The organism is Kitasatospora sp. SolWspMP-SS2h (assembly GCF_003259315.1).
Classification (GTDB): Bacteria; Actinomycetota; Actinomycetes; order Streptomycetales; family Streptomycetaceae; genus Kitasatospora; species Kitasatospora fiedleri.
In genome coordinates, this window is sequence record NZ_QLLT01000032.1 from 50198 (window position 1) to 71992 (window position 21795).

Sequence of the window (21795 nt, forward strand, 5' to 3'; positions counted from 1 at the left end):
ACCGGGTCAGCCCTGCGGCATTATTTCGAACACGGAAGGGGAGTCCGGATCTCGGAGGGGGAACGGTGGGAGTGTTCGTCCGCTCGAAGAGCATAGAGGACCTGGCGTCGCTGCTGGGCTGGCTGACCGAGCAGCCGGAGTTCCGCGGGCGGTGCGAGGTGGTCCGCGGCCGTCCCGGCCCGGGTGAGATGGGAGCGGGCGTGGAGGCCCTGCACATCTTGCTCGACGGCACCGGACCGGCGCTGGTGACCGGGATCTGGGGCTGGCTGGCGGGGCGCCGGCGTAGCCGCACGACCATCGAAGTCACCACGGCCGACCACCGGCGGGTGACGGTCAGCTCCGACAATCCCGACGAGGCGAGGCGCCAGCTCAGTGCGCTGCTCGAGGAAACCGGGCCGCGATGACCGCGGGAGGTCGGCCGCGCAGCGCGGCCGTCATCATCGGGACCGCCTCCTACCAGCAGGCCGACCTCGCCGACCTGCCCTCGGTGCGGGCGAACGTACGAGCCCTGCACGCGATGCTGACCGGTGGCCACGGCGCCGCGCTGCGCGCCGAAGAAGTCGTCGTGGTCGAGGACCCGGCCGACTCGCTCTCGATGCTGAGGTCCATTGAGGAGGGCGCTGGCACCGCCGAGGACCTGCTCCTGGTGTACTACGCAGGGCATGGACTGCGACCGTCGGACGGGAGACTGGACGATCTCTACCTCACAGTGCCCAGCTCGCAGGAGGACTACCCCGAGGTCACAGCGCTGCCGTTTGAGCTCCTGCGGCAGGCGTTGTACAACAGCCGCGCGCGCAAGCGCGTCCTGATCCTGGACTGCTGCTTCAGCGGACTGGCCGTGCGGACCCGGATGGGCGCGCCGTCACCGGACCTGGGCATCGAGGGCACGTACGTGATGGCCTCGGCCCACCCGAACCAGGCCGCCCTGGCACCGCCGGGAGCCACCTATACCGCCTTCACCGGAACGCTGCTGTCCGTCCTCGGCGAAGGGATCCCGGGCGCCGGCGACCCGCTGACCCTGGGCGAGGTGTTCCCCGAGGTCAGGAGACGGCTGGCCGCGGCCAGACGGCCGCTACCGCGCCAGCTCAATACCGAGATGGGCAACGCCATCGCCCTGACCGTCAACCGCGCGGCCCCGCCGTCCTCGGCATCACCCTCCCCGACGCCAACACCGTGGGACGGCGACAAAGAGACCGGAGCCGGCGAGGACAAATTCGTCCAGCGCGGGTCCGTACTGGCCCTGTGGCGGACCTGGACGCTGCTCTGCACCGGCTTCGCCTTCGGCGTCCCCGCCTACGTGCAGGCCGCCCGGGTCGCGCACCCGTCCCCGCTGCTCACGTTCCAAGTCACCTTTGCATACGGCCTCCTGGCATTGATGGCCGTGCTGCGCCACAAGATCGAGGTGTACGTCGGCCCCGACGGCGTGCGGATCGGCAGCGCGACGCGCACCGTCGCCGCGTACGCGTGGACATCGGTGGCGCACGTCCAGATCCGCACCCGCCGGCCCGGCGGCCGCAGGCGCGATCTGTGGCTGACCCTCGAACCCGGCGCGCACGGCCCGGGACGCAATCCGCTCCGCCGCTACAACCGGCGGGCCGGAGACGGCCACCAGGTACGGCTCACCCCGCTGTTCGGATTCAGCGGGCCGATGATCGCCCAGCTCGACGCCGCGCTGCGCACGGCGGCGGGCAACCGCTGGCTCCCGCCTGCGGGCCGACCGGTGGCCGGCAGACGGCCCGCCCACTACACCCGCCCCGCCGCACCCATCGCCGTCCTCGGGATCGCGGGACTGCTCGTGCTGCCCCTCGGGCTCGTGGGCTGCCTGGTGGCGGCCGGGACGTGGGGCGCGCTGCCCCCGGCACTGCTGCTGTCCCTCGGCAGTGCCCTCCCGGTGACCAGCCTCGTCAAGAAGGCCGTCCCCGCCGACCTGCGCATCGACGCGACCGGCGTGCGCGTGGGCGACGGCCGCAGGGCCGACGCACGGTTCTGGCCCTGGAGCTGTGTCCAATCCGTCGGGTGCGAGCGATCCCACGACTGGGAGAACCGCCCCGGCCACCTGGTGATCCGCACCACGGAGTCGTCCGACAACCCGCCTGCGCTCCGACTGCCACTGCGCCGCCTCTGGGGCCCGGCCGACCGGATCGACGAAGCCCTCGAGCGCTTCGCCGGGCACCGCTGGAGCCCGGACCTCCACTGCGACGACGGCGTACTGCAGGACGACGCCGAGGCGCTGGTGCTGCAAGGGAGGCACAACGGCACCCGGACCATCGCCATTCTGGCCGGCATCGACCTGCTCGTCCTCACCGCCGGCCGGTGGCTCGGCGGCCTCGCGCACGGGGCAGCTGCCGTTTTCCTCACGCTGTGCGTGCTACAGGCCGAGGCGACGATCGGCTTCCTCCTCCTGCAGGGGCCGTGCCTGGACCGGTTCACCCTGCGGATGGACACCGACGGTATCACGGTCACCGGCCGCGGCCGACGAAGGCCTGCCATCGGCTGGTCCCTCGTGCGCAGCGTCCAGGTAGGCAAGGACCGTGTCGTCCTGTGGCCCTCGAGGGAAGGCGCGCTCAGCAGCGCGTTCCAGCGGATGGCGGGCCTCGGCGGCGGCTTCAACCTGTGCCGCTTCACCGGATACGGAGAGTACATCGACGTCCACCCCCGGCGGCTGGAGCGGGCGGTGGCTCGCTTCGCCGGCCACCGCATCACCTTGGTGGGCTCGTCCGGCCGGATGCCGTGGGCTGGCCAGGACGAGTGACCCGGCCGGGAACGGCGGCCAAGGCGGCCCGAGGCCGGCATGGCGGGCCGCCCCCGGCCGCGGAAAGCAGCCCCGGACGGCACCGGATGCGGCCAAGGGCCGGGGCGCCGGGCACCCGCACGGCCCCGGCAGCGGCCGGGGCACGCACCGCCGAAGCAACCGCCGCCCAAGGCCGGCGGGATGACGGTGGGGACGGTCCGGTGGACCGCCCCCTTGGTGGGCTAGCGGTCGTCGGTGCAGTGGTGGTCGGCCTCGACGTAGTCGCCGTCGGCGAGCTGGGTCTCCAGCGACCAGCCGCAGGTGCAGTCGGCCCGGCCGTCCCAGCCGATCTCGGGCCCTTCGTCCTGGTCGCAGTCGTGGTCGGCGTCGACGCCGGTACCGTCCTCGAAGTGGGGGTCGCCTCCGTCGCCGCACGCGCGGCACGTCCACTCGGCGCTCCAGGTGACCGTGCCCTGGTCCGGGCCGTGGTCCTGCCGTTCGGCCCGGACCGCCACCAGGGCGTCCAGCAGCGCGGTCTGCTGGGCCGTCAGCTTCCCGCCGGCGCGGGCCTTGTCCTGCTTGCGCAGCCAGGCGCCGGGCCGGAACGTCGGGTCCGTCTCGCCGCCGGTGCGGTTGGCGGGGCCGTCCAGGGTTCCGCCGGCGGCGAGGTAGGCGAGCAAGCGCCGGTAGGAGCGGTTCCAGTCCGGGTCGATGCGCCACATCGCGTCCAGCGCGGTCAGCCTGGCGTCCTGGGCGGCCGTCAGCTTCGTGTTCTTGCGCTGGCGGCCCATCCAGGCCCCGACGGCGTGGCCGTCGAGCTTCTCGGCGGCCGGGACGGCGAGGTGCCCGTGCGTCTGGGCCCAGGCGCGGGCGTGGGCGTAGCCGCGCTCCCAGGAGCGGGCGTGCTTGTCCCAGACCATGCCGAGCCGGTCGAGCTCGTGGATGCGCACCGGGGCGAGCAGGCCCGCGCCGCGCAGGTAGCGCTGCCGGTCGAGCCAGGAGATCAGCGCGCCGTCGCGGGTCTTGTCGGTGGGGTCGAGGTGGCGGTGCCCGGTGCGGAAGGCGGCGGCCGTCTCGAACATGCGCTGCCACTCGGTGGCGCGGGGGTTGAAGGCGCGCAGCTTCACCGTCTGGAGGATCCGGGCGGCGTGGCGGCGGGCGTTGATCCGTATCCAGTCCACCGGCGACTCCTCCGGGGTCGGCTGGTCGGCATCGGCGGCCTCGCCGGACTCCTCGCCCTCCTCGGAGGTGGTGAGGCCCTGGTCCTTGTCCCCGGCCCGGCGGGTGCGCAGTTCGGTGATCCGGCCGACCACGCGGGCGTCGTGGGCGGCCAGGGCGCGCAGGACGCGCCAGATGGTGCGGAACGAGCTGGCCTCGATCTCGTCGTCGGCCCCGGCCTTCACGGCCTCGCCCGCGTCCTGGATCTCGGCCGGGTCGGCGGCGGCGGTGTCGTCGCCGACCTCGGGGGTGGGCAGGTAGACGGGGATGATGACCCAGGACACCTTGCCCTGCCGGTAGGCCTGGCGCAGGGCCCGGCCGACGGCCTGGACGACGTCGATGACGCTCGACTTCGGGTCCGCGAAGACGATCGCATCCACACTTCTCACGTCGATGCCCTCGTTCAGAAGCCGGGAGTTGCAGATGATGCAGCACTCCTCGCCCTCCTCCCCGAGCCGCTCCCCGGTGGAGGCCGAGAACGTCGCGAACGCCGCCCGGCGGTCCTTGAGCCGGTCGGAGCCGGCCACCGCAAGGGCGGTCACCCGTTCCGGCCGGTCCGCAGTGGGGAGCAGCTCGGCGGTGGCGTTCATGGTCGTGGCGAACTCGCGGGCGGCCTGCACGCGGGAGTGGAAGGTGATGACCCGGCGCAGCTGGAGGTCGGCGACGGCGCGCAGCACCGCGATCTGCAACGCGAGGCGCAGGAGTTCCTCGTTGGAGCGCTGGGAGCGCAGGTCGGCGACGGCGGGCAGGTTGAGGAGTTCGCGCAGGTCCTCGTCGGTGACGACGGGGACCAGGACGCGGTAGTCGGCGAGGTAGCCGTGCTCGATGCCCTGCCCCAGCGTCCAGGTGAAGACTGTGGGGCCGTAGACGGCTGGGTCGTCCATGGAGCACAGTGCGGGCAGCTGCTCGCCACCCTGGCCGTCGGCGTCGGCGGTGAGGTCGGCCAGGCCCGGCTTCGCGCGGGTGTCGTCGGCGATCTTCGGGGTCGCGGTGAAGTACAGCCGACGCAGCGCGGGCACGTCGGTGTCCTTGTGGATCGCCGCCCACGCCTTCCCCTCGGAGCCTGCCGTCCGGTGGGCCTCGTCGACGACCACGACGTCCCAGACCGGGAGGCCGAACTCCTTGTGCGCCTTCACGATCCGCTCCAGCGAGGCGTAGGTCGCGTAGACAGTGACCGGCTCCCCGGCCTTCGCGCTGGCGACCAGGTGCGCGATCCGGGCGGCCTGCGTGGTCACCTGCGCCTCGACGCGCCCGCCCGCCTCCGCACTCTCCAGCGCCTCCGCCCGCGAACACGCCGCCACCGCCAGGCCCCGGCGCCCGCCCTTCAACGACCACGCGGTCGCGGTCTGCTCCAGCAACTCGATCGTCGGCACCAACACCAGCACCCGGCCCCTCGCCGCCAGGCGCCGCGCGCACCCGGCGGCGATCAGGGTCTTGCCGGAGCCGGTCGCGGCCACGACGGTGGCGCGGCCGCCCATCTTCACGGCCTTCACCGCGGCCGCGACGGCGTCCTTCTGGAACCAGTGCAGCGGCAGCGGGTTCACCACCGCGGCGGCCGGCTCGGCCTGGGCGGGCAGCGAAGCCGGGCCGCGCAGAGCGGCCGGGACGTCCTCGACGGCGGCGGTGACGGCGGTGGTGGTCGTGGTGTCCACGGCGCGGGGTTCTCCTTCGGATGCTGAGACGGCTGGGCGGGGCGGGTGGGTGGTGTGGCAGGGTCCGGGGCGGGCGGCCTCTCCCCGGGGCCAGGTCATGGTGGGGGAGAGGCCGCATGTGACTGAGCGCTTCAGTTGGCCAGTTGAGCTGCCTCTTCAGCGGGTCCCTTTCGCGACGCGGCTCAGGACCGCGCGAAGGCGCTCCCGCCCAGCTGCCATGCTGGCGTCCCATATGCCTGCGGCGTTGCCGGACGCCGATAGGGTCTGGAGCCGCTGTTCGTCCGCTTGGAACGCGGCACCCGCGATGTTCTGGTCCAGCATGCCCATCGCGGTGAGCGCCGCGTGGCCGCACGACACTGCGTGGTCAGCGCTGCCGGAGCCGTTGGCCAACAGGACGTAGCGCAGGACCAGGCACGCGAAGAACGTGTAGGTGCCGACGACGTCGGTGATGCCGTCCTCGGTGGACTGCAGCTCGGGAAACCGGTCCAGCAGGTGTGCCCGCTCGGCGGCGTCGGACAGCAGTCGGTCGGTCTGCCAGAGGCCGGCCACGGAGTCCGTGTAGAGCTCTACGTCTGTTTCCCGGCCCGTCTCACCTGTCCGTAGAGCAATGAACAGCGGGGCCATCCGCTCGGCGCAAGCCGCGACATAGAGGCGGACCGGCTCGTCTCCCCCGGTCTGGAGTTCTTCCACGACGTTCTGTTCCACCAGCGTCTTCACACGCCGTCCTTTCTGCGGATCATTTGCTCAACTGGCCAGTTCAAGCACTCACCGGCCAACTGGAGCGCTCAGTCACACCGCACCGGGTTCTCCGCTACTGCTCGGGGACCCAGCCGCGGACTTCCAGGTAGGCGATGTCGGCGTCCTCGACGGCGCGGCCGGTCTCCACCAGCCAGGCCTTCATGGCCTCGGTGACGTCGCCGTGGTGGTCGGCGACGCGCTGGGACCACTCGGCGGCGTCGAACCCGCCGGACGAGCTGGAGCCGTAGGTGCGCTCCTCGGTGCCGTCGGAGCGGGGGATGAACCCTCGGCGCACCCCGCCGGAGTCCTGCTCGGAACCGGCCGAGTAGACGTACTGGTCGGCCTTCATCCGGACGGTGAACGCGAGACGGCCGCCAGCCTGGCCGGTCTCGTGGACGACCGGGGCGAGGTGCGCGGCACCGGACTTGATGGCCTGCTTCCCGGCCCGGCCGGCCATGCTGCCGCCCGGGGTGCCGATGGTGTCCTTGCCCCGCACCCGCGCCTTCTGGCCGCCCTTGGTGGTGCGCCGCTTCGTGTTCGCCCCGGCGATCCCCGACAGGGCCTCCTCGTCCCGCTGGCCGCCACGCACCGCGCGGACCAGCTGGCGCAGCGCGCCCACCATGGAGGCGCCCTTGCCCTTGGTGAAGAACTGCGAGACCAGCGAGGCGTCGCGGCCGAGCATCTTCGCGACCTGGCGCTTGGTGTAGCCCTGGTCGATGAGCTGCTGGGTGAGGCGGGCGGCCTCGTTGGGCTGGTTCGGGTCGGCGGGGCTCAACTCTGCTCAGCTCCCTTCTCGGTGGCCACGAGTTCGGCGCGGCCCTGGCCGCGCAGCTTGAGGTACTGCTCCTGGGAGGCCGGGTGCGGGACGGGCCCGGTGAGGTGGCCCTTGAGCAGGTAGTCACCGGGCTCGCCCCGGTAGGGCCACATCTGGCGCTCGGTCAGGGCGATGCCGTCGGTGCCGAAGTACACGACCGTGCCGGGCCTGGCGTGCAGGGCACCGGCGTGGCCGATGACCTCCTTGCCCTGGCGGTACTTCATGTCCAGCAGCGCCGCCCGCGCCCCCGACCACACGTACGCCGCCCACTCCGGGTGCGCGTACGGGTCGCGGGAGAAGCCGGCCTGCCGCTGCCAGGTCACCACGCTCTCGTCCTGGCCGAGGATCTCCACCCCCGCCGGAAGCGCCTCGCCGAGCGGGGTGGTGCCGGAGACCAGGCGCGGGCGCTGCGCGAAGCCGCCCAGGCCGAACAGCAGCACGGAGCGCACCGCGCGGGAGGCGAGGTAGGCCGCCTGCCGCTGGCGCTCGTCGCCGTGCAGCTTCGACAGGTTGGTCAGGTCCGCCCAGGCCGCCTTGAGCCGCTTGCCCCACTCGTCCAGCGGCTTGCCGTCCTCGAACAGCAGGCCGCCCAGGATCTCCACCTTCCACGGGGCGAGGTGGTTCGACAGCGCGAGGTGGATCTCCGCGCCGCCCGCCCACGTCACGAAGGTCTCCCCCGGCGTCGAGGGGTAGACCCAGGCGCGCTCCCCGGTCACCGGGGCCGGGAGCAGGCCGACGTGGTTCCACCCGGCCGGGACGGTCACCCGCACGTTCCAGTGCGAGCAGGACATCAGCGCCTTCGTCTGCTCGGCCTCGCTCATCACGGCGAACGCGGCCGCGGTGATCCGGCGCGGGGTGCCCACCGGGCTCTTCCACAGGTGCTTGGCGTAGGCGAAGGTGCGGTCGTACTCCACCAGCGCCGGGAGCTGCTCCGGAACGCGCGGCGGCAGGATCAGCTCGGTGCGGCCCTGCCCGCCGGTCGCGTGCAGCAGCCCGCGCAGTTCCTCCGACAGCACCGGATAGCCCCCGGCCCACTTCCCGGTGGTCGGGATGGTGCGCGACCACAGGTCCCGGCCCGTCTGGCTGGGCGAGCCCATCAGCACCGCGTCGTCCCAGTGCCGCCGCAGCGCCTGCCACAGCAGGGTGAACGCCTGGCGGCAGGTGGCGACGTCGGCGCCGTCCGCGTCGAACCACTCCCCCATGCTGCGGATCTCGGTGCTGCCGCTGTCCGGCGCGCTCGCGGGGGCGTAGCGGCCAACCGGCTGGCGCTGGTGGACGAAGTGCCCGGCGAGCTTGTCCCGGCCCGACCCGACGGCGGTGGTCCACCGCTCGGACGGGGTGTTGAGCCACGCCGCGACCGCGTCCTTGAGCGTGGAGTACCGCTCGGCGCCGTCGTGCCACGGCGCGCCGGCGGTGATGTAGATGCGCTCGGTACCGGGCGCGGAGTACAGGACCGCGTCCAGGATCTCCCCCGGCGTGCGGGCACCGAGCGTCAGGCGCACAACCTGGTCGCGGACCGCCAGGTCGCCGGTCGCGGCGTCCAGGAACACCGTCGCGCGGGCCTGCTGGACGAAGTTCGGGCGTTTGGAGACCAGGCCGGTGGTCACGGCCTCGAACCGCGCGCCCTCCGCGCCCTCCGGGAGGGTGGGCAGCTCGCGCGGCCCGGCAGCGACCGAAGCGGGCTGCTCGACGACGGCGGCCTGGTCCTCGACCACGGTCGGCGCCCCGGTCGCCGGGGCGGCCGGGGCCGGCTGCTCGACGACGGGAGCCGGGCGGTTCAGCGCCGGGGCGAGCGCCGCGACCGGCTGCTCCGCGGGCCCGGCCGCCGGGGCCGGCGCCTGCACGGGTGCGGCGGCGGCCTGGTCGTCGGCCTTGGCGGTGCGGACCGCGGCGGGGGTCGGGTCCAGCAGCGGCGCGATCCGCACCACGTCAGCCAGCGTCAGTCCGGACGCCTTCGCCACCGCGTCGGCCTTGGCGGCCTCGTACCCCGCGAGCCCGGCCACCTTGCGGGCGCGCTGCTGGTTGAGCTTGTCCAGCTCCTTCTGCGCCGCGGCCACGGTCTTCTTGGCCTGTCCGATCTCGCCTCGCAGCTCGCGCAGCGAGGCGAGGGCGGCGGTGTACGCCTGACGGTCCATCAGGATCTCACTCCCCTTCCGTGGTCTCGGTGGTGGTGGCGTCGGCGGTCAGGGGGCGGGCCTGGCGGGCCAGGGTTAGCCAGCCGTCGGGGCCCTGGGTGCCGTGGATGTCGGCCAGCCCGGCGAGCAGGAACGCGTACGCGCCGCGCTTGGGGGCCCGCGGCTGGGCGGTGCCGTTCTCCCACTTCGCGAAGGTCTCCCGCCGGGTATCCAGCGCGGCGGCCACCTCGACCTGGGTCAGACCGGCGGCCTTGCGCAGCCGTTCCCGCTCGCCGGGCTCCGGCAGGTCCCCGCCGTCCCTGGCCTTGGCCAGTAGCGCGTCCACCGCCGCGAAAATCTCACTCATCACATACCTCCACACGAGAAAGATAGCATAATTCGCCGCATATAGCGCACATTATTAATCGTATATACACCGCAATATGGCCTCACTCGGGGCGCGCGCTCCCGAACGGGTCTGCTGCCGACACCGGCCCCAGTCACCACCTGGCGGGTGGCCGGGCCGACGGCTGCCGCCCCACTCGGCACCGGTTGCCGGGCGGGTCCGGCACGCCTCGCAGGCCGAGGCCGTGCCGCTCGGCCCGTTTCCATACAAGGCCCATCACAGGTGTACGGAAACCCATACACTCAGCCATCGATCTGTATAAATCTCCGTACACCCAACCTGAGGAGCGTGATGGAACTCGTCCACGGCGCTTTCCGCGTCGAAGTGCGCGAGCGGGACGGCGGCCTCGACCTGGTCCTACGCCTCGATACGCAGCAGATCGGCACTGTCGACGGCCTCGCCGCCGTGCTGGACCTGGCGCAGGACGTCGCCACCGTGCTGCACGGCCTGGCCCTGCTGCGCGCCGGCGGCACCGATCCGGCCGCGCACGCCGATGTTGCCGCCGCCCTCGACCGGCGGCTGATCCCCCGGCTGGAGGGGATCCGGGACGCCGCGATCCGCGCGCACCGCGCCGCCGGCGGGTCGACCGGGGATGTCGCCCAGGCCCTGGGCGTCTCCCGCAGCACCGCCCAGTACAAGCGCGACACCCTGCGGCACACCGAGCCCAGCTCCTGGGAGGACTGGGCCGTCCAGGGCCTTCGGACCGCGCGCACCGAACCGACGACGAAGGACACCACGATGACCACCACCGTCCCGGCCTACGCCGACGCGCCCCACGAGGACGTCGAAGCCCGGACCCTGCACCGCCTGCGCGGCCACCTGCCCGACCAGGGCCGCACGAGCCCCGCCGCCCGCGCCGACGCCTGGAGCGAGGTGGACCGGATCCTGGGCCGCGAGGTGCTGGTGCGCGGCGCGGCGCTGGCCGACCGGGACGCGCTGCTGGAGCCCGAACGCGCCGGCGACGCCGAGGACGCCGCCCGGGCCCTGGCCCAATGGGACCTCCACCACGCCGCCGGCCCCGGAACGGACAGCACCGACGGGCAGGCGCTGCGCGGCTACGTGCGCTCGCAGTACGAGGCCCTGGCCCGCACCGGCCGCCAGGGCCCGCCCGAGCAAGCCGAGGCCCTGGCGCTGTGGCTGCTGGGCGCCGCCACCCGCGACGCGGCCGCCCGCCGGCTCGGCGAGACCGCGCCCGACTGGCCGATGTTCGAGGGCCTGACCGCCGTCGTCGAGACCTGGCAGCGGCGCGGCACCCTCCCCGTCGACACCACCACCGCCGCCGCCCACCTCGCCGTCGACCTCATCGCCCTACGCCACGGCGACGACGGCGACGGCGACAGCGACGACGGCGACGAGAAGGTCCGCCGGTGGCTGGTCGAGTTCGGCGACCAGGTCGCCCACGCCCAACTCCATGACCACCCCGCCGGACCGACCGCCATCGCCATCCTCGACACCGTCGCCACCCACACCGCCACCGCGCCCGACCAGCCCCTCGACACCCCCGCCCTGACCGCGATCGGCCTCCACCTGCTCACCCACCTGCGCCCCGGCCACCGCACCGAGGACGCCCGCGAGCTCCTGCTCACCCTCGGCATGTGGGCCGGACACGACCTCGCCCACACCCTGGCGTTCGAGGAGAAACGGATCGACGGCTACCTCGCCGACCGCGCCGACCGCCCGGCCGGCTGAACCCGGTGTCCCGGCCCGGCCGACCGAGCCGGGGCGGGGCGGGGCGGGGCGGGAACGTTCGGACGGCCGTCTGCGCGCACCGCAGCGGGCTGACCCCGGGCGCCTTCCCCGCCGGCGCGGTGGATCCGGACGATTGGGGATCTTGCGGGGAAGGGCGCGCGGACCGGGAACCCGCGTGCCCGCCCGGACCGCACCGGCGTGCCGGTCGGCGGTCCGGCCAGCGTGGCTGAGGGCCCCGGCCCGGGACGTTCAGCGGGTGCGGCGGGCCGGCGGGCGGATCGGCAGCGGGATCTCGCCGGGCGGTGCCGTGTGGTCGGGGCGTCCGGGTCGCGGGGGCGCGGCCCGGGAGGTGAGGGCGCGCAGGTGGACGTGGACGGTGGCAGGCTCCGTGCCGGTGAGGTCCGCGACCACGGCCAGGGGCAGGTGGAGGACCGTGTGCAGGAGCAGGGCGTCCTGCTGCGGCGGTTCGAGATGGGCGGTGGAGCGCAGCCGGGCAGGGTCGGCGGCGGCGTGGACGTGGTGGCGGACCGCCTGCCAGGCGCAGGCGGAGGGGCTGGAGGTGGCCAGGGCCTGCTGCCAGGTCGCGGCGAGGGCGTCGAATACGCCCCCCTGTCACCGCAGCTCGCAGGCAGACACGGCCCGGGATTGATTCATTTTCGGACGAGATGCGTTGCCGACCCTGGCGCGGGAATGACACCCTGGAAAACAGCGCACCTTTCGGCCACGGCCGGAACTTCCCTGGCGCAGTGGCTGCACCACGAACGAGGGATCCGGGCATCACCGCGACTTCCCGCGCGGCGCCCGCGAGGGTGGCACGCCCCCCGGGGCGGAGCCACCCTCCGCTTTTTCCGGTCCAGGGCCAGGCGCAGGTGGGGGTTGTCCAGGAGCTGGCCGAGGTGCTGCGGGTAGGAGTACAGCAGCAGCGGGACGCCCTCGCAGCGGCTGAGCACGTAGCCGTAGGCGTAGCGGCAGGTCGTCACCGCCACCGTCCGCTGCCCGGACCGGGCGGCGTGCACGTCCTCCCACAGCCGGTACAGCGCGCCCCCCGCCCGGTCGGGGCCGAAGCCAACGTGCAGCACCTGGTCGACCTCGGCCGCGGCGCGGCGCACGGATGCGTCTTCGAGGGTGGTGGCCGCGCGCCGGGCGGGGACGTTGGCGCGCGGCGACCACAGGTTGGGGGAGGCGAGGGCGAGGTCGACCCAGCTGGGCAGGGGTACTGGGTCAGCGGTCCCCTCATCCAGTCGGGCGGCACGGCCTGGCCCGGGGGACCGGCGTGCAGTCGGCCGGGAGCGGGTGCGTCACGCCGGCCCCCCGATCCGGTAGACCGCGCCGACGGAGCGGATGCCGTGCTCAGGCTCGGCGGGCAGGTGCGGACGGGGAAGGTCGGCGGCGAGGGCGCCGGGGATCTCCTCCAGGCGGGCCAGCAGGGGCAGCAGGCCGCTGTGGTGGCTGGAGTAGAACAAGGCAGGGCGCTGGCCGGTGTGCCGCCGCCAGCCCTCGCGCAGCCACCGGCGCTCGGTGGCGTCCTCGACCCTGATGCCCGTCACGGCGAGGGTGCTGCCCGCGGCGAGATGCGCCAGCAACTGCTCCAGCAGCTCCTGAAGGGGCTCCCGTCGGGTGCGGTGCGCTCCGGCCAGCACGATGCCCAGCGGCCGGGCGAGGTCGAGGTGCTCGCGCAGGGCCGCGTCGTCCAGCAGGCCGGGCAGGTCGTCGGCGTCGCGGTGCAGCAGGATGGCCGGGCCCTCGTAGAGCAGTCCGGCCCAGGTGCGGCTCTGCTCGCAGGTCGTGACGGCCACCACCCGGGGGCTGCGCTGGTAGGTCCACCAGTCGTGGGGCCCGTGCTGGGGCAGGCCTACGCCGAAGCCGAGGTGGAGCACCTGCCGGTGCTCGCGCTGGGTCCACCGGTAGGCGGCTTCCTCCGCCTGGTCGGCGCCGCGCACTGCGCCGGGCAGCTGCGGGTGCCGATCGAGCAGGAGGTCGGCGGCGGCGTAGGCGAGGCGGGGGACGTTGCGCGCGCGTCGGCGCTGGGGGTGGGGGTCGTCGGCCAGTGCGAGGGCGACGTACGCGGGCGAGAGCCGCTGCGGCAGTTGCTCAACGGTGCTCATCGTGCCCGCCCCACGGTGTCGAGGCGGCAGGAGCGGCCGAAGACCGACGTGGACGTGGTGGTGGGTGCCAAGAATGCAGTGGGCACAGGGGTACTCCGGGGGTCGAAGGCGCGTGGGCGGGGCTGGCCGCGCCTTGGTGCTGAGGGGTGGTCAGGCGGGGCGAGGGCCGCCGGGCGGCCCAGTCCGCCACCGCGCGGCCTGGCGGCGGACCGCGAGAGCCGTGAGCTGCGCGGCGGCGTCGGGCATGTCGCTTCGTTCCGGTGCCGGGGCGGAGGCGAAGACGATCGCGGGGCGTTCGCCGGAAGGCGGCGGGTCGTCCAGGACGGCGCGCGGGGTGCGGCAGGGCGGGGCGGGGCCGGCGGTCGGCGTGGAGGTGTCCCCCTCGGGTGTCGGGCGGCCGCCCTCCCCCGGGGGCCGCTGGTGGTCGTGTCGGTCAGGTCCCGGCGGTGCGGGCGGCGAAGTGCGCCGCCAGGTAGGGCAGGAGAGGGGCCAGGCCGAATCCCTTGACCAGGACGGCGCAGCCGGCCGGCAGGGCGGCGGCGAAGCGGTCCAGGGCGGGTCCGGTGTCGCAGAGCAGTTCGGTGTGCTCAACGCCGCCTTGGCGGGCGGCGGTGAGCAGGACCCGGGCGTCGCGGCGGCCGACGGGAGGCCCGTAGTGGCTCTCACCCGGGTCCGGGGCGATGACGGCCAGGTGCCGGATGCCGGCGGTGGCGAGCGCGGTGCCCACGCGGGCGTGGACGTCGATGGGGTGCTGGTCGGCGCCGACCTCAAGTTCGGTGACGATGGCGCACAGCTCCCGGTGGCGGTCGGCGTGCAGCGGCAGCCCTTCGGTGGCGGCCAGCATGTCGGCCAGCGAGCAGCTGTTGGTGTCGTCCAGCAGCAGGCCGCCGTCGGGCAGGTGCAGGCGGTGCAGGCGGCCCGGGCCGGCGGGGTCCGCGTAGGCCAGGCGGCCGAGCAGGTCACGGAAGCACTCGTAGTCGACGGCTTCGACGCTCTTGTCGACGTCCTTCCTGGCGGCGGGCAGCAGGTCCCGGGCGGCGAGGAAGCCCGCGAAGCCGGTCACCGCGGCCTGTGCGGCCGCCGGGCGCGCCAGGGACTCGGGATGCTCGGTGTGCACCCGGTCGCCGGCGAGCGCCGCCAGTTCGGCGACCGACACTGCGGCCACCGGTTCGTCGTGCTGCTCACGCGGGTCACTCATCGTCAGCTCAGCTCCTCGTAGGGGTACGGCACGCTGTCGCGGAAGGGTTCGGGTCGAGAGGGTGGTACGGGTGGCGCAGACACCGGCCGGACCTCAGAGGGGCGCTCCGCTGCGGCGCAGCTCGCGGTGGACGCGCTCCAGCACCACGGCCAGCAGCCAGGGGTCCGTCCACTGGTAGTGGTCGGGGTGCGGGGGCACGAGCCATTCGACGGTCCGGGCGTCGCCGGTCGGGGAGGGCATGTCGAGTACCCCGCTGGTGCGCATCCGCGCCTGCGGCACCGGCAGGCCCCAGGGCGGGGTGCCGCGGGCCGGGACTGCGGTCAGGAACTGCGTTCGCGCCGCCCGGCCCCGGCCCACCGCCTTGTGCTGCAGGACCGGTCCGATGGGCACCGCCCGCCCCCGGGCCAGCTGCTCCAGCCGGGTCAGCGCGGCCTGCCCCCATATCCGGCCCGGCAGCTCGACCACCGCGAAGGATTGGCCGATGGGAAGCGGCGCGAGCCCGTGCCTGCGCCAGACCTCCTGCGCCTGGGCCGGGTCCTCGGCCAGGCGGGCGAAGCGCTCCACCAGGCGCCGGTTGGCCTCACGCTGACCGGCGATCTGCGCCGCGGCGCTCCGGGCCGCTACCACCGCGTACCCGCCAGCGCGATGGCGAGTTGCTCCCACTCCACCGCCAGCCGCTCCTGTTCCGGCAGCACGTCCCGTTCCCGCTCGCGCGCCGCCCGCCACTGCTGTTGCTCGGGAGCGGTGACCGCGCCCAGCACCCCGGCCAGCAGCTCCGGCATCCACGGCGCCGCCGCGGCGCCGGGCGCCACCAGCCACACCGCATCGGCCACCGGCCGCCCGGCCAGCACGCCGATCGGCACGGCCTCCGGCTCCTGCGGGCACACCAGCTTGCCGTCGACCCGCAGTTCGCCGACACCACAGGCCAGTTCGGCCAGGCGTGCCGAGTCGCGGGTGGGCAGCGCCAGACGCCCGATGCCCGTGGCGTGCAGCGGCGGTAGCAGCAGCACCGGCCGGTCGGCGGCGGCGAAATTCCGCAGCCTGCGCAGCACCTCCGCGCCGGTCCCGGCCGGCATCACCAACACCGATCGCTCGGCGCTCAGGGTCACCGTCCCCGCCCACCCGCCCGCCGGATCCTGCGGCGGCCGCTGGCCGAGCACGCCGGCGCTCCCACCTGACTGCGTGTACATCCCCGTCGTCTCCCTCGTGATCGTGGCGTAGATGGCGCTACTCCCCCTGCGGGTGGCCCGGGCCCTTTCGGCAAGTCCCGGGCCACCCGTCGGCGCCGCGGGCCGCTCCACTGCTCGGCAGCGGCCTGCGGCGGTGCGCGGCCGCCGACACCCGGGGGACGGCGCGGGGCGGCCGCGGTGCAGCGAGCTCGGCGCGCTGGGGGGAGGAAGCGCGTTGCCCTGCTGCACACCCCGCCCGGCATGGCGGGGGCTGGAATCCCCCGGCACGACCTTTCCGGCCGTGCCGGGGGGAGATCATGACGCCGCGCGGATCTCCTGCCGGGCGCTGACGAACCGGGCGAGGGCCGACAGGTTCGGACCGCGGCCCGCCGCAGCCGGTGTCGCCTGGTCGGGCAGGGACCACAGGTAGTGCAAGTCAGCGCCCACAGCGGCCACGACAGCCGCGGGATCCCACAGGTTCCCGTTGCCGAACGGCTCCACCAGCCACCCCGCCCCGCCCCGGCGCGGAAGCGCCCGGCCCGGCGCCGGGCACATCAGCGTGCCGTCGACCACCAGCTCGACCAGCCCGGCCAACTGGTCGGCCGCCGTCACCCGGCCCCCGGCGGTGCCCGGCCCGGCCGGTTCCCGGTCGGATTCCCGAGGGCCCGTCAGGCCCACCAGGTCCACCAGGTCCACCGACCCGCACTCCCCCGGCCGATCCGGCAGACGCAGAGCGGCGACCGGCGGCGCCGGGACGAGGAACAGCGTCCCCAGCGCCGGGTCGTAGAGCACCGGCGCCTGCTCCCGCGGCGGGCGGCCGTCCGCCCGCAGCAGCCGCCGACCCAGCTCCGGCGCGACCCGCAGCACCGCGACGCCTTCCAGCGGGATCGGCGCGCACTCGCCCCGCATCCACGCCTCCCGGCACGCCGTCGGATCGGGCGCCAGCCGGGCCAGCCACTGCAGCCCGGCCGAGTTCCCAGCCGGCAGCGCCACCCGCAGCGGCGGGAACTCCACTGAGCGCAGGTCAGACATGGTTTCTCTCATCATCTGGATCAGGAGGCGGCGGGACGGACAGGCAGCCCGGGACAGGCGGCGCTGGCGGCCAGTGGAGGGTGGCGCAGCTCGGACAGCCGGTTCGGATCCGGGCCCAGCCGGTAGGGTTGCCCCCGCCACTGGGGGTCGGCGCACAGGATCGGAACCTGGTGGTCCGCGGCCCACGCGGCCAGCACCTCCACCTCGCCCAGGGTGGATGCCACGTCCTCCACCCGCGCCACGACAAGGACATCGGCGTGCCCCCGCAATGCCATGGTGCGGGCCTTGCCCCAGCCGTCCAGCGGGTCGAACCGGTGCCCGGTCAGGACCAGGTCCCAGAACTCCCCGGTCACGGCCCAGCCCCGCTGCTCGGCCAGGGTGCGCAGCAGCGTGAACGTCAACGCGGGCGGCCGGGGCACGCTGGACGAGGCGTAGACGACTGCGCGTAGGGCGGTTTCGGACACGAGGGTTCCCCTCCGAGGTTCGGTGGCGTCGCGGCTCCCGGGCGCAGGCGGTACGGCGATGTGCCCGGGAGCCTTGTGCGTCCGGCTCGACTACTCGTCGCCGCCGTTGTTCTCGTGCTGGTTGCCGCTGTCGTCGCTGTCGCCGTGGACGTTGTTGCCGTCGCTGCTCATGGGCGTGGCCTTCCTGGGAGACCGCCGAAGCCGGCGGTGTCGGACATCCGAGGGCGTCCCGCAGTGCGGGACGCCAGTTCGTGCCGTGCGCCGTTGTACGGCGCGAGCAGCAGCGCGGCCTGGTCCGTCTCTCGAACTCCGCTCGCCATACCGGCTGCTGACATTCAGTGAACCGGCAGTGACTCGGGCTGGAATAGGTCATTCTGGGACGGCCGTCTTCACGCACCCCGGACATTTCCGCGGTGCCAGCGGTGTGCGGAGGTGATCGGAGTCGCCTTCTACCGGACCGAGGAGCGCCCATGGCAGACGTCCGCCCGAATCAGGTACTCAGGGCCCTGATGCAGCGTGCCGGCCTGTCCGCGCAGGACCTGGCGACGGCCGTCAACGAGGCAGAGGAGAGGCGGTTCAAGCACGAGGCGAGCATCACCGGCCGGCACGTGCGCCGGTGGCTCTCCGGCCAGACCGCACAGCCGCACCTGCACCAGTTGGTCGGCCTCATGGACGTCTTCCACCTGCAAGGCGACGAACTCGGGTTCACCCTCTCAGGTAGAAGATCACGCGAACTTGCCGGTTTTCGGCCGGGCTCTACCCTGCTGGTGGAGACCCCTGCCGAGGAGGACCACGTGCTCCGCCGTTCGTTCATGATCGCCGCCACCGGCAACCTGTTGTCCGTCGCCTTCGCCCCGCTGCCCGCATCCGGACGGATAGGGGCCAGCGACGTGGACCGGATCCGCGAGTCCATCGACCGGCTGCACGCGGTGGACGACGCCTACGGCGGAGAGCAGCTGGCGGACATTGCGGAACAGTTCGTCGCCCAGATCGAGGCCGCGATGGGCCGCTGCCTGTACGGCCCCCGGGTCGAAAAGGCCCTGTACCAGGTGATCGGCCAGCTCCACGCCTCAGCCGGCTGGTTCAGCTTCGACAGCGGCGACCAGGCCCGCGCCAGCCGCAACTTCGACAGCGCCCTGCGCGCCAGCCTGCTCGCCAACGACCGGCTGCTCCAGGCCCGCGTCTGGGCGTACATGTCCCGCCAGAGCTGGGAGCTCGGACGAGCGACCGAGACCGTGACCATCGCCCGAGCCGCGCTCGACGCGACCCGCAACGCACGCGACCACCGCCTCAGCGCCCTTCTGCACGGCCGCCTAGCCCTCGGGCACGCCGCATCCGGCCAGGGAGCCCAGTGCGGCACCGCCCTTGCCCGGGCGGAAACCTCGCTCGATCGCATCGGTGGCGAGCCGGCCGACGCCTGGCTCGCCTTCGTCGGGCCCGGCGAGGTCCTCGGGACCGCCGCGATGGCGCACATGAACCTGGGCCAGCCCGACCGTGCCGCACACCAGGAGGAACAGGGCATGCAGCTCTTGGCCCCGGAGTTCCGCCGCAACAGGTTCGCCAAGAGCATCCACCTCGCCGAGTGCTACCTCGCCGCCGACCAGGTCGAGCAGGCCGTCAGCATGGCGGACACGGCCCTGGACCTCTACCCGTCGGTGAACTGCCCGCGCTGGGCCGTACACCTCAGCCAGTTCCGGGAAAAGGTGGCCAGCGTCGACCTTCCGGTCACCACCGCCTTCATGGAACGCTACGACGCCACGATCGCCTCGTAACGAGCAGGAGCAGCAACGTGAACGGGCCCACCGCCGCGACCCTGACCGTCGGCTACTACACCGCCGGCGATCTGCCCGCCATAGAACCAGTGCTGATCGACGTCTACGCCGAGGTCTACGCCACCGAGGCCGCCGCCGACCCGTTCTTCTCCGTCGCGAAGTTCACCGAGCGCCTGCACGCCCACGCCCGCCAACCGCGCTGGGGCTGCGCACTCGGAGAGGTCTGCGGCATCCCGGTGGGCTACGCCTACGGATTCGCCCGGACCGCCGAGTACCGGTGGAACGGCCTGCTGACCCCCGTGCCGGCCGCCGACCTGGAGGAGACCGACACCCGCACGTTCGCCCTGTGCGAGGTCATGGTTCAAGCCCAGTGGCGCGGCACCGGCATCGCCCGCACCCTGCACGAGGAACTGCTGTCCCACCGCATCGAGGAGCGGTCACACCTCCTGGTCGAGGAGGACCACCCAAAGGTACGTGCGCTCTACGAGCGCTGGGGCTACCAGTACATGGGCACCATGCAGCCCTACCCCGACTCCCCGCGCTACAACTCCATGATCCGAACAATCCCCTGACAGTGTCCCCTGCCGCAGCCCCCTACGCTGGTGGCACGGCTGGAGGCGTCGCCCCGATAGCCCTCGCCTGAGAAGCTGGACGCCGCTGTGGAACGTGCCCGCCCGCATCCCCGCCACGCGAGGAGGCGGCCGGCCCTTCGTCTCCCGGCATCAGCCTGTGGCTGACACCCGGCGGGCCGGTCGGAGCATGCGGTCCGGGTCACCCGGGCGCGGGGCGTGCTGGAAACCGTGCCGTGCGTACCAGTCGCGCAGCTGGGTGCGGCCGAGTCCGGGCCCGTCCGTCGGCGGGAGGGCGGCGAGTTCGACCGGCACGCTGTCGCAGGCGGCCAGGACGGCGGTCAGCAGGGCGCTGGCGTGGCCGCGGCCGCGATGGCGCGGGTCGATGTGGATCTTGTTGATCCATACCGTCTCGCCGTCCAGAGCCTCAAGCACGCCAATTAATTCTCCCAACTTCCTCATTTCCCAAGCTATTTCGGGGTAAAGGGTAGGAATGTGGGGGAGGTCCACGCGGGCTCCTTCGGAGAAGGCCGGGGCGGATGGCCGCCGCCTTCGCGGCAGGGTTCAGCGGAAGCGCATACTCGACACGAAGTCCGAAGAAGGATGTGCGGCGAGCCGGCCTGCTGGGACCGAACACCCGCGCATCCGCGTGCGGCGCCGCCGGAGCAATGTCGAAGTCCTCAGGCGGCGCCATGGCACGCCAGCTGAGGGCCCACGCGCCGCCGCCCAGGATATTCCATACCCATCCGCCGGTGCGGACCCTCGGCGTAAACCGACGCCAGCTGAATACTTCTGATGGCACATCATGCCCTCTGCTCTCCCGATGACCTGCTCGACTCCCGCTCCGTCACCGGCACGCCCCGCCCTAGGAGCTGTTCAGGGTTCGGATCTTGGTCTGGGCTGATGGCGGGCCGGTGTGTCTGGTAGAACTCGGGGCCGTGGCGCGTTTTGACGTGACGGATGCCGAGTGGGCCTTGATCGAACCGCATGTCCCGGTGGCTGCCACCGGGCCGTTGCCGCGACGGGTGCGAGACCAGTTCAACGGGGTGTTGTGGCGGTTTCGCACCGGTAGCGGCTGGCGGGACGTCCCCGAGCGCTACGGATCCTGGACGACGGTCTACTCCCGGTTTCGTGGCTGGGTGGCCTCCGGTTTCTTCGAAGACCTGATGGAAGCGCTGATCGCGGAGGCCGCCTCGCGCGGGAAGGTCGGGCTGACACTGGTCAGCGTCGACTCCACGATCGTTCGGGCCCACCAGGAGTCGTCCGGACTCGCGGTCGCCGGGGAGACCCTCGATGCGCTCGAACAGGCCCTCACCGAGGAAAAGGGGGTTCCGTTGCCGCGACAGCAGGCCGTGCTGCGGGTGATGCGGAGCCTGCGCCGGACACCGTCGCCGACCCCGCGCAGGTTCGTGCCCAGGCACGCCGTCGGCGCAGGGCCCGGGCCGCGCAAGCCGAAATCGGCCGGTCCCGGGGCGGCCTGAGCAGCAAGATCCATGCCGCCGTCGACTCCGTCGGCCTGCCGCTGGCGTTCGTCCTGACCCCGGGCCAGGCTGCCGACTGCCGTCAGTTCCAGCCCGTGTTGAAGAAGATCCGGGTGCGCGGCCCGGCCGGCCGGGCCGCGCACCCGGCCGGACGCGGTGGCCGCCGACAAGGCCTACTCCTCGAAGGCCAACCGTGCCTACCTGCGCGGACGCAGGATCACCGCAGTGATCCCGGAAAGGGCGGACCAGGCGGCGAACCGAAAGCGGAAGGGCTCAGACGGCGGCCGACCTGTCACGTTCGATCCCGACCGCTACAAGCGACGCAACACCGTCGAGCGGTGCTTCCAGAAGATCAAGACCTGGCGCGGCCTGGCCACCCGGTACGACAAGAGCCCCGAAAGCTACACCGCCGGTCTACACCTTCGCGGCTCGATCATGTGGCTGAAACTCCTGACTCCAGCCACATGATCCGAACCTTCAACAACTCCTAGGAGTCGTCTTCAAAGATCAAATCCAGAGCAGGATTGAGGCGATGGTGACGGTGGCCTGGTAGGACTCGATGGTCTTGTCGTAGCGGGTGGCCAGGCCGCGCCACTGCTTGAGCCGGTTGAAGCAGCGTTCGACGACGTTGCGCAGGCGGTAG

The 21795-nt window shown here is 73.2% G+C and carries 17 protein-coding genes and 2 pseudogenes; 6 read left to right on the forward strand and 13 right to left on the reverse strand.

What is annotated here, in order from left to right; genetic code table 11:
* Window positions 1–65: 65 nt before the first annotated feature.
* Entirely contained in the window at window positions 66–404 is a 339-nt protein-coding gene (locus K353_RS29295) for a hypothetical protein (protein ID WP_146616599.1), read from the forward strand.
* The gene (locus K353_RS29300) at window positions 401–2752 is read left to right on the forward strand and encodes a caspase family protein (protein ID WP_111556526.1); all 2352 of its coding nucleotides are present in this window, start codon (window positions 401–403) and stop codon (window positions 2750–2752) included. The genes K353_RS29295 and K353_RS29300 overlap by 4 nt, the downstream gene beginning before the upstream one ends.
* Window positions 2753–2973: 221 nt before the next feature.
* On the opposite strand, the gene K353_RS29305 is transcribed toward K353_RS29300, so the two are convergent.
* The 5 genes from K353_RS29305 to K353_RS29325 all read right to left on the reverse strand — a co-directional run bounded on the left by K353_RS29305 (window position 2974) and on the right by K353_RS29325 (window position 9634).
* Window positions 2974–5601, reverse strand: coding sequence for a DEAD/DEAH box helicase (locus tag K353_RS29305; RefSeq protein WP_158585510.1), 2628 nt, complete (start codon window positions 5599–5601; stop codon window positions 2974–2976).
* 156 nt (window positions 5602–5757) lie between these two features.
* A complete protein-coding gene (locus K353_RS29310) occupies window positions 5758–6318 on the reverse strand; it encodes a hypothetical protein (protein ID WP_233533904.1) in 561 nt (186 codons plus the stop codon).
* A gap of 94 nt (window positions 6319–6412) precedes the next feature.
* Complete coding sequence (locus K353_RS29315) at window positions 6413–7114, reverse strand: helix-turn-helix domain containing protein (RefSeq protein WP_111556528.1); 702 nt, start codon at window positions 7112–7114, stop codon at window positions 6413–6415.
* Complete coding sequence (locus tag K353_RS29320; RefSeq protein ID WP_111556529.1) at window positions 7111–9288, reverse strand: hypothetical protein; 2178 nt, start codon at window positions 9286–9288, stop codon at window positions 7111–7113. The genes K353_RS29315 and K353_RS29320 overlap by 4 nt, the downstream gene beginning before the upstream one ends.
* A gap of 7 nt (window positions 9289–9295) precedes the next feature.
* Window positions 9296–9634, reverse strand: a complete 339-nt coding sequence (locus tag K353_RS29325; RefSeq protein WP_111556530.1) for a helix-turn-helix transcriptional regulator — start codon at window positions 9632–9634, stop codon at window positions 9296–9298.
* A 330-nt stretch (window positions 9635–9964) separates the two neighbouring features.
* Here K353_RS29325 and K353_RS29330 point away from each other — a divergent pair, with 330 nt between their 5' ends.
* On the forward strand, window positions 9965–11362 hold the full coding sequence (locus K353_RS29330) for a hypothetical protein (protein ID WP_111556531.1): 1398 nt from the start codon (window positions 9965–9967) through the stop codon (window positions 11360–11362).
* A 1298-nt stretch (window positions 11363–12660) separates the two neighbouring features.
* On the opposite strand, the gene K353_RS29340 is transcribed toward K353_RS29330, so the two are convergent.
* The 6 genes from K353_RS29340 to K353_RS29365 form a co-directional block, all read right to left on the reverse strand.
* Window positions 12661–13467: a hypothetical protein gene (locus K353_RS29340; protein WP_111556533.1), complete on the reverse strand. Its 807-nt coding sequence runs from the start codon at window positions 13465–13467 to the stop codon at window positions 12661–12663.
* 433 nt (window positions 13468–13900) lie between these two features.
* Window positions 13901–14665 carry a hypothetical protein gene (locus tag K353_RS29345; protein ID WP_111556534.1) on the reverse strand — a complete coding sequence of 255 codons (765 nt, stop codon included), beginning with the start codon at window positions 14663–14665 and terminating at the stop codon, window positions 13901–13903.
* A 93-nt stretch (window positions 14666–14758) separates the two neighbouring features.
* The gene (locus tag K353_RS29350; RefSeq protein ID WP_111556535.1) at window positions 14759–15292 is read right to left on the reverse strand and encodes a hypothetical protein; all 534 of its coding nucleotides are present in this window, start codon (window positions 15290–15292) and stop codon (window positions 14759–14761) included.
* Window positions 15286–15855, reverse strand: coding sequence for a hypothetical protein (locus K353_RS29355; RefSeq protein WP_146616600.1), 570 nt, complete (start codon window positions 15853–15855; stop codon window positions 15286–15288). The genes K353_RS29350 and K353_RS29355 overlap by 7 nt, the downstream gene beginning before the upstream one ends.
* Before the next feature lie 294 nt (window positions 15856–16149).
* Window positions 16150–16866 carry a hypothetical protein gene (locus tag K353_RS29360; protein WP_146616601.1) on the reverse strand — a complete coding sequence of 239 codons (717 nt, stop codon included), beginning with the start codon at window positions 16864–16866 and terminating at the stop codon, window positions 16150–16152.
* A 20-nt stretch (window positions 16867–16886) separates the two neighbouring features.
* Window positions 16887–17330: a hypothetical protein gene (locus K353_RS29365; protein ID WP_111556538.1), complete on the reverse strand. Its 444-nt coding sequence runs from the start codon at window positions 17328–17330 to the stop codon at window positions 16887–16889.
* Between the two features lie 470 nt (window positions 17331–17800).
* Here K353_RS29365 and K353_RS29370 point away from each other — a divergent pair, with 470 nt between their 5' ends.
* Together K353_RS29370 and K353_RS29375 are read left to right on the forward strand one after the other, a co-directional pair.
* On the forward strand, window positions 17801–19102 hold the full coding sequence (locus K353_RS29370) for a hypothetical protein (RefSeq protein ID WP_111556539.1): 1302 nt from the start codon (window positions 17801–17803) through the stop codon (window positions 19100–19102).
* Between the two features lie 17 nt (window positions 19103–19119).
* Entirely contained in the window at window positions 19120–19674 is a 555-nt protein-coding gene (locus K353_RS29375) for a GNAT family N-acetyltransferase (protein ID WP_233533905.1), read from the forward strand.
* A 150-nt stretch (window positions 19675–19824) separates the two neighbouring features.
* On the opposite strand, the gene K353_RS29380 is transcribed toward K353_RS29375, so the two are convergent.
* Window positions 19825–20133 carry a GNAT family N-acetyltransferase gene (locus tag K353_RS29380; RefSeq protein ID WP_146616602.1) on the reverse strand — a complete coding sequence of 103 codons (309 nt, stop codon included), beginning with the start codon at window positions 20131–20133 and terminating at the stop codon, window positions 19825–19827.
* 476 nt (window positions 20134–20609) lie between these two features.
* On the opposite strand from K353_RS29380, the pseudogene K353_RS29385 reads away from it, so the two are divergent.
* Window positions 20610–21620, forward strand: a pseudogene (locus K353_RS29385) (IS5 family transposase).
* A 39-nt stretch (window positions 21621–21659) separates the two neighbouring features.
* On the opposite strand, the pseudogene K353_RS29390 reads toward K353_RS29385, so the two are convergent.
* Window positions 21660–21795, reverse strand: a pseudogene (locus K353_RS29390) (IS5/IS1182 family transposase); the annotation flags it as partial.

Excerpts from the sequence above, each read along its gene's own strand:
- K353_RS29340 (WP_111556533.1), bottom strand. The coding sequence starts at position 13,467 with ATGAGCACCGTTGAGCAACTGCCGCAGCGGCTCTCGCCCGCGTACGTC.
- K353_RS29300 (WP_111556526.1), top strand. The coding sequence starts at position 401 with ATGACCGCGGGAGGTCGGCCGCGCAGCGCGGCCGTCATCATCGGGACC.
- K353_RS29330 (WP_111556531.1), top strand. The coding sequence starts at position 9,965 with ATGGAACTCGTCCACGGCGCTTTCCGCGTCGAAGTGCGCGAGCGGGAC.
- K353_RS29380 (WP_146616602.1), bottom strand. The coding sequence starts at position 20,133 with ATGAGGAAGTTGGGAGAATTAATTGGCGTGCTTGAGGCTCTGGACGGC.
- K353_RS29325 (WP_111556530.1), bottom strand. The coding sequence starts at position 9,634 with ATGAGTGAGATTTTCGCGGCGGTGGACGCGCTACTGGCCAAGGCCAGG.
- K353_RS29355 (WP_146616600.1), bottom strand. The coding sequence starts at position 15,855 with ATGTACACGCAGTCAGGTGGGAGCGCCGGCGTGCTCGGCCAGCGGCCG.
- K353_RS29320 (WP_111556529.1), bottom strand. The coding sequence starts at position 9,288 with ATGGACCGTCAGGCGTACACCGCCGCCCTCGCCTCGCTGCGCGAGCTG.
- K353_RS29345 (WP_111556534.1), bottom strand. The coding sequence starts at position 14,665 with ATGAGTGACCCGCGTGAGCAGCACGACGAACCGGTGGCCGCAGTGTCG.
- K353_RS29370 (WP_111556539.1), top strand. The coding sequence starts at position 17,801 with ATGGCAGACGTCCGCCCGAATCAGGTACTCAGGGCCCTGATGCAGCGT.
- K353_RS29360 (WP_146616601.1), bottom strand. The coding sequence starts at position 16,866 with ATGTCTGACCTGCGCTCAGTGGAGTTCCCGCCGCTGCGGGTGGCGCTG.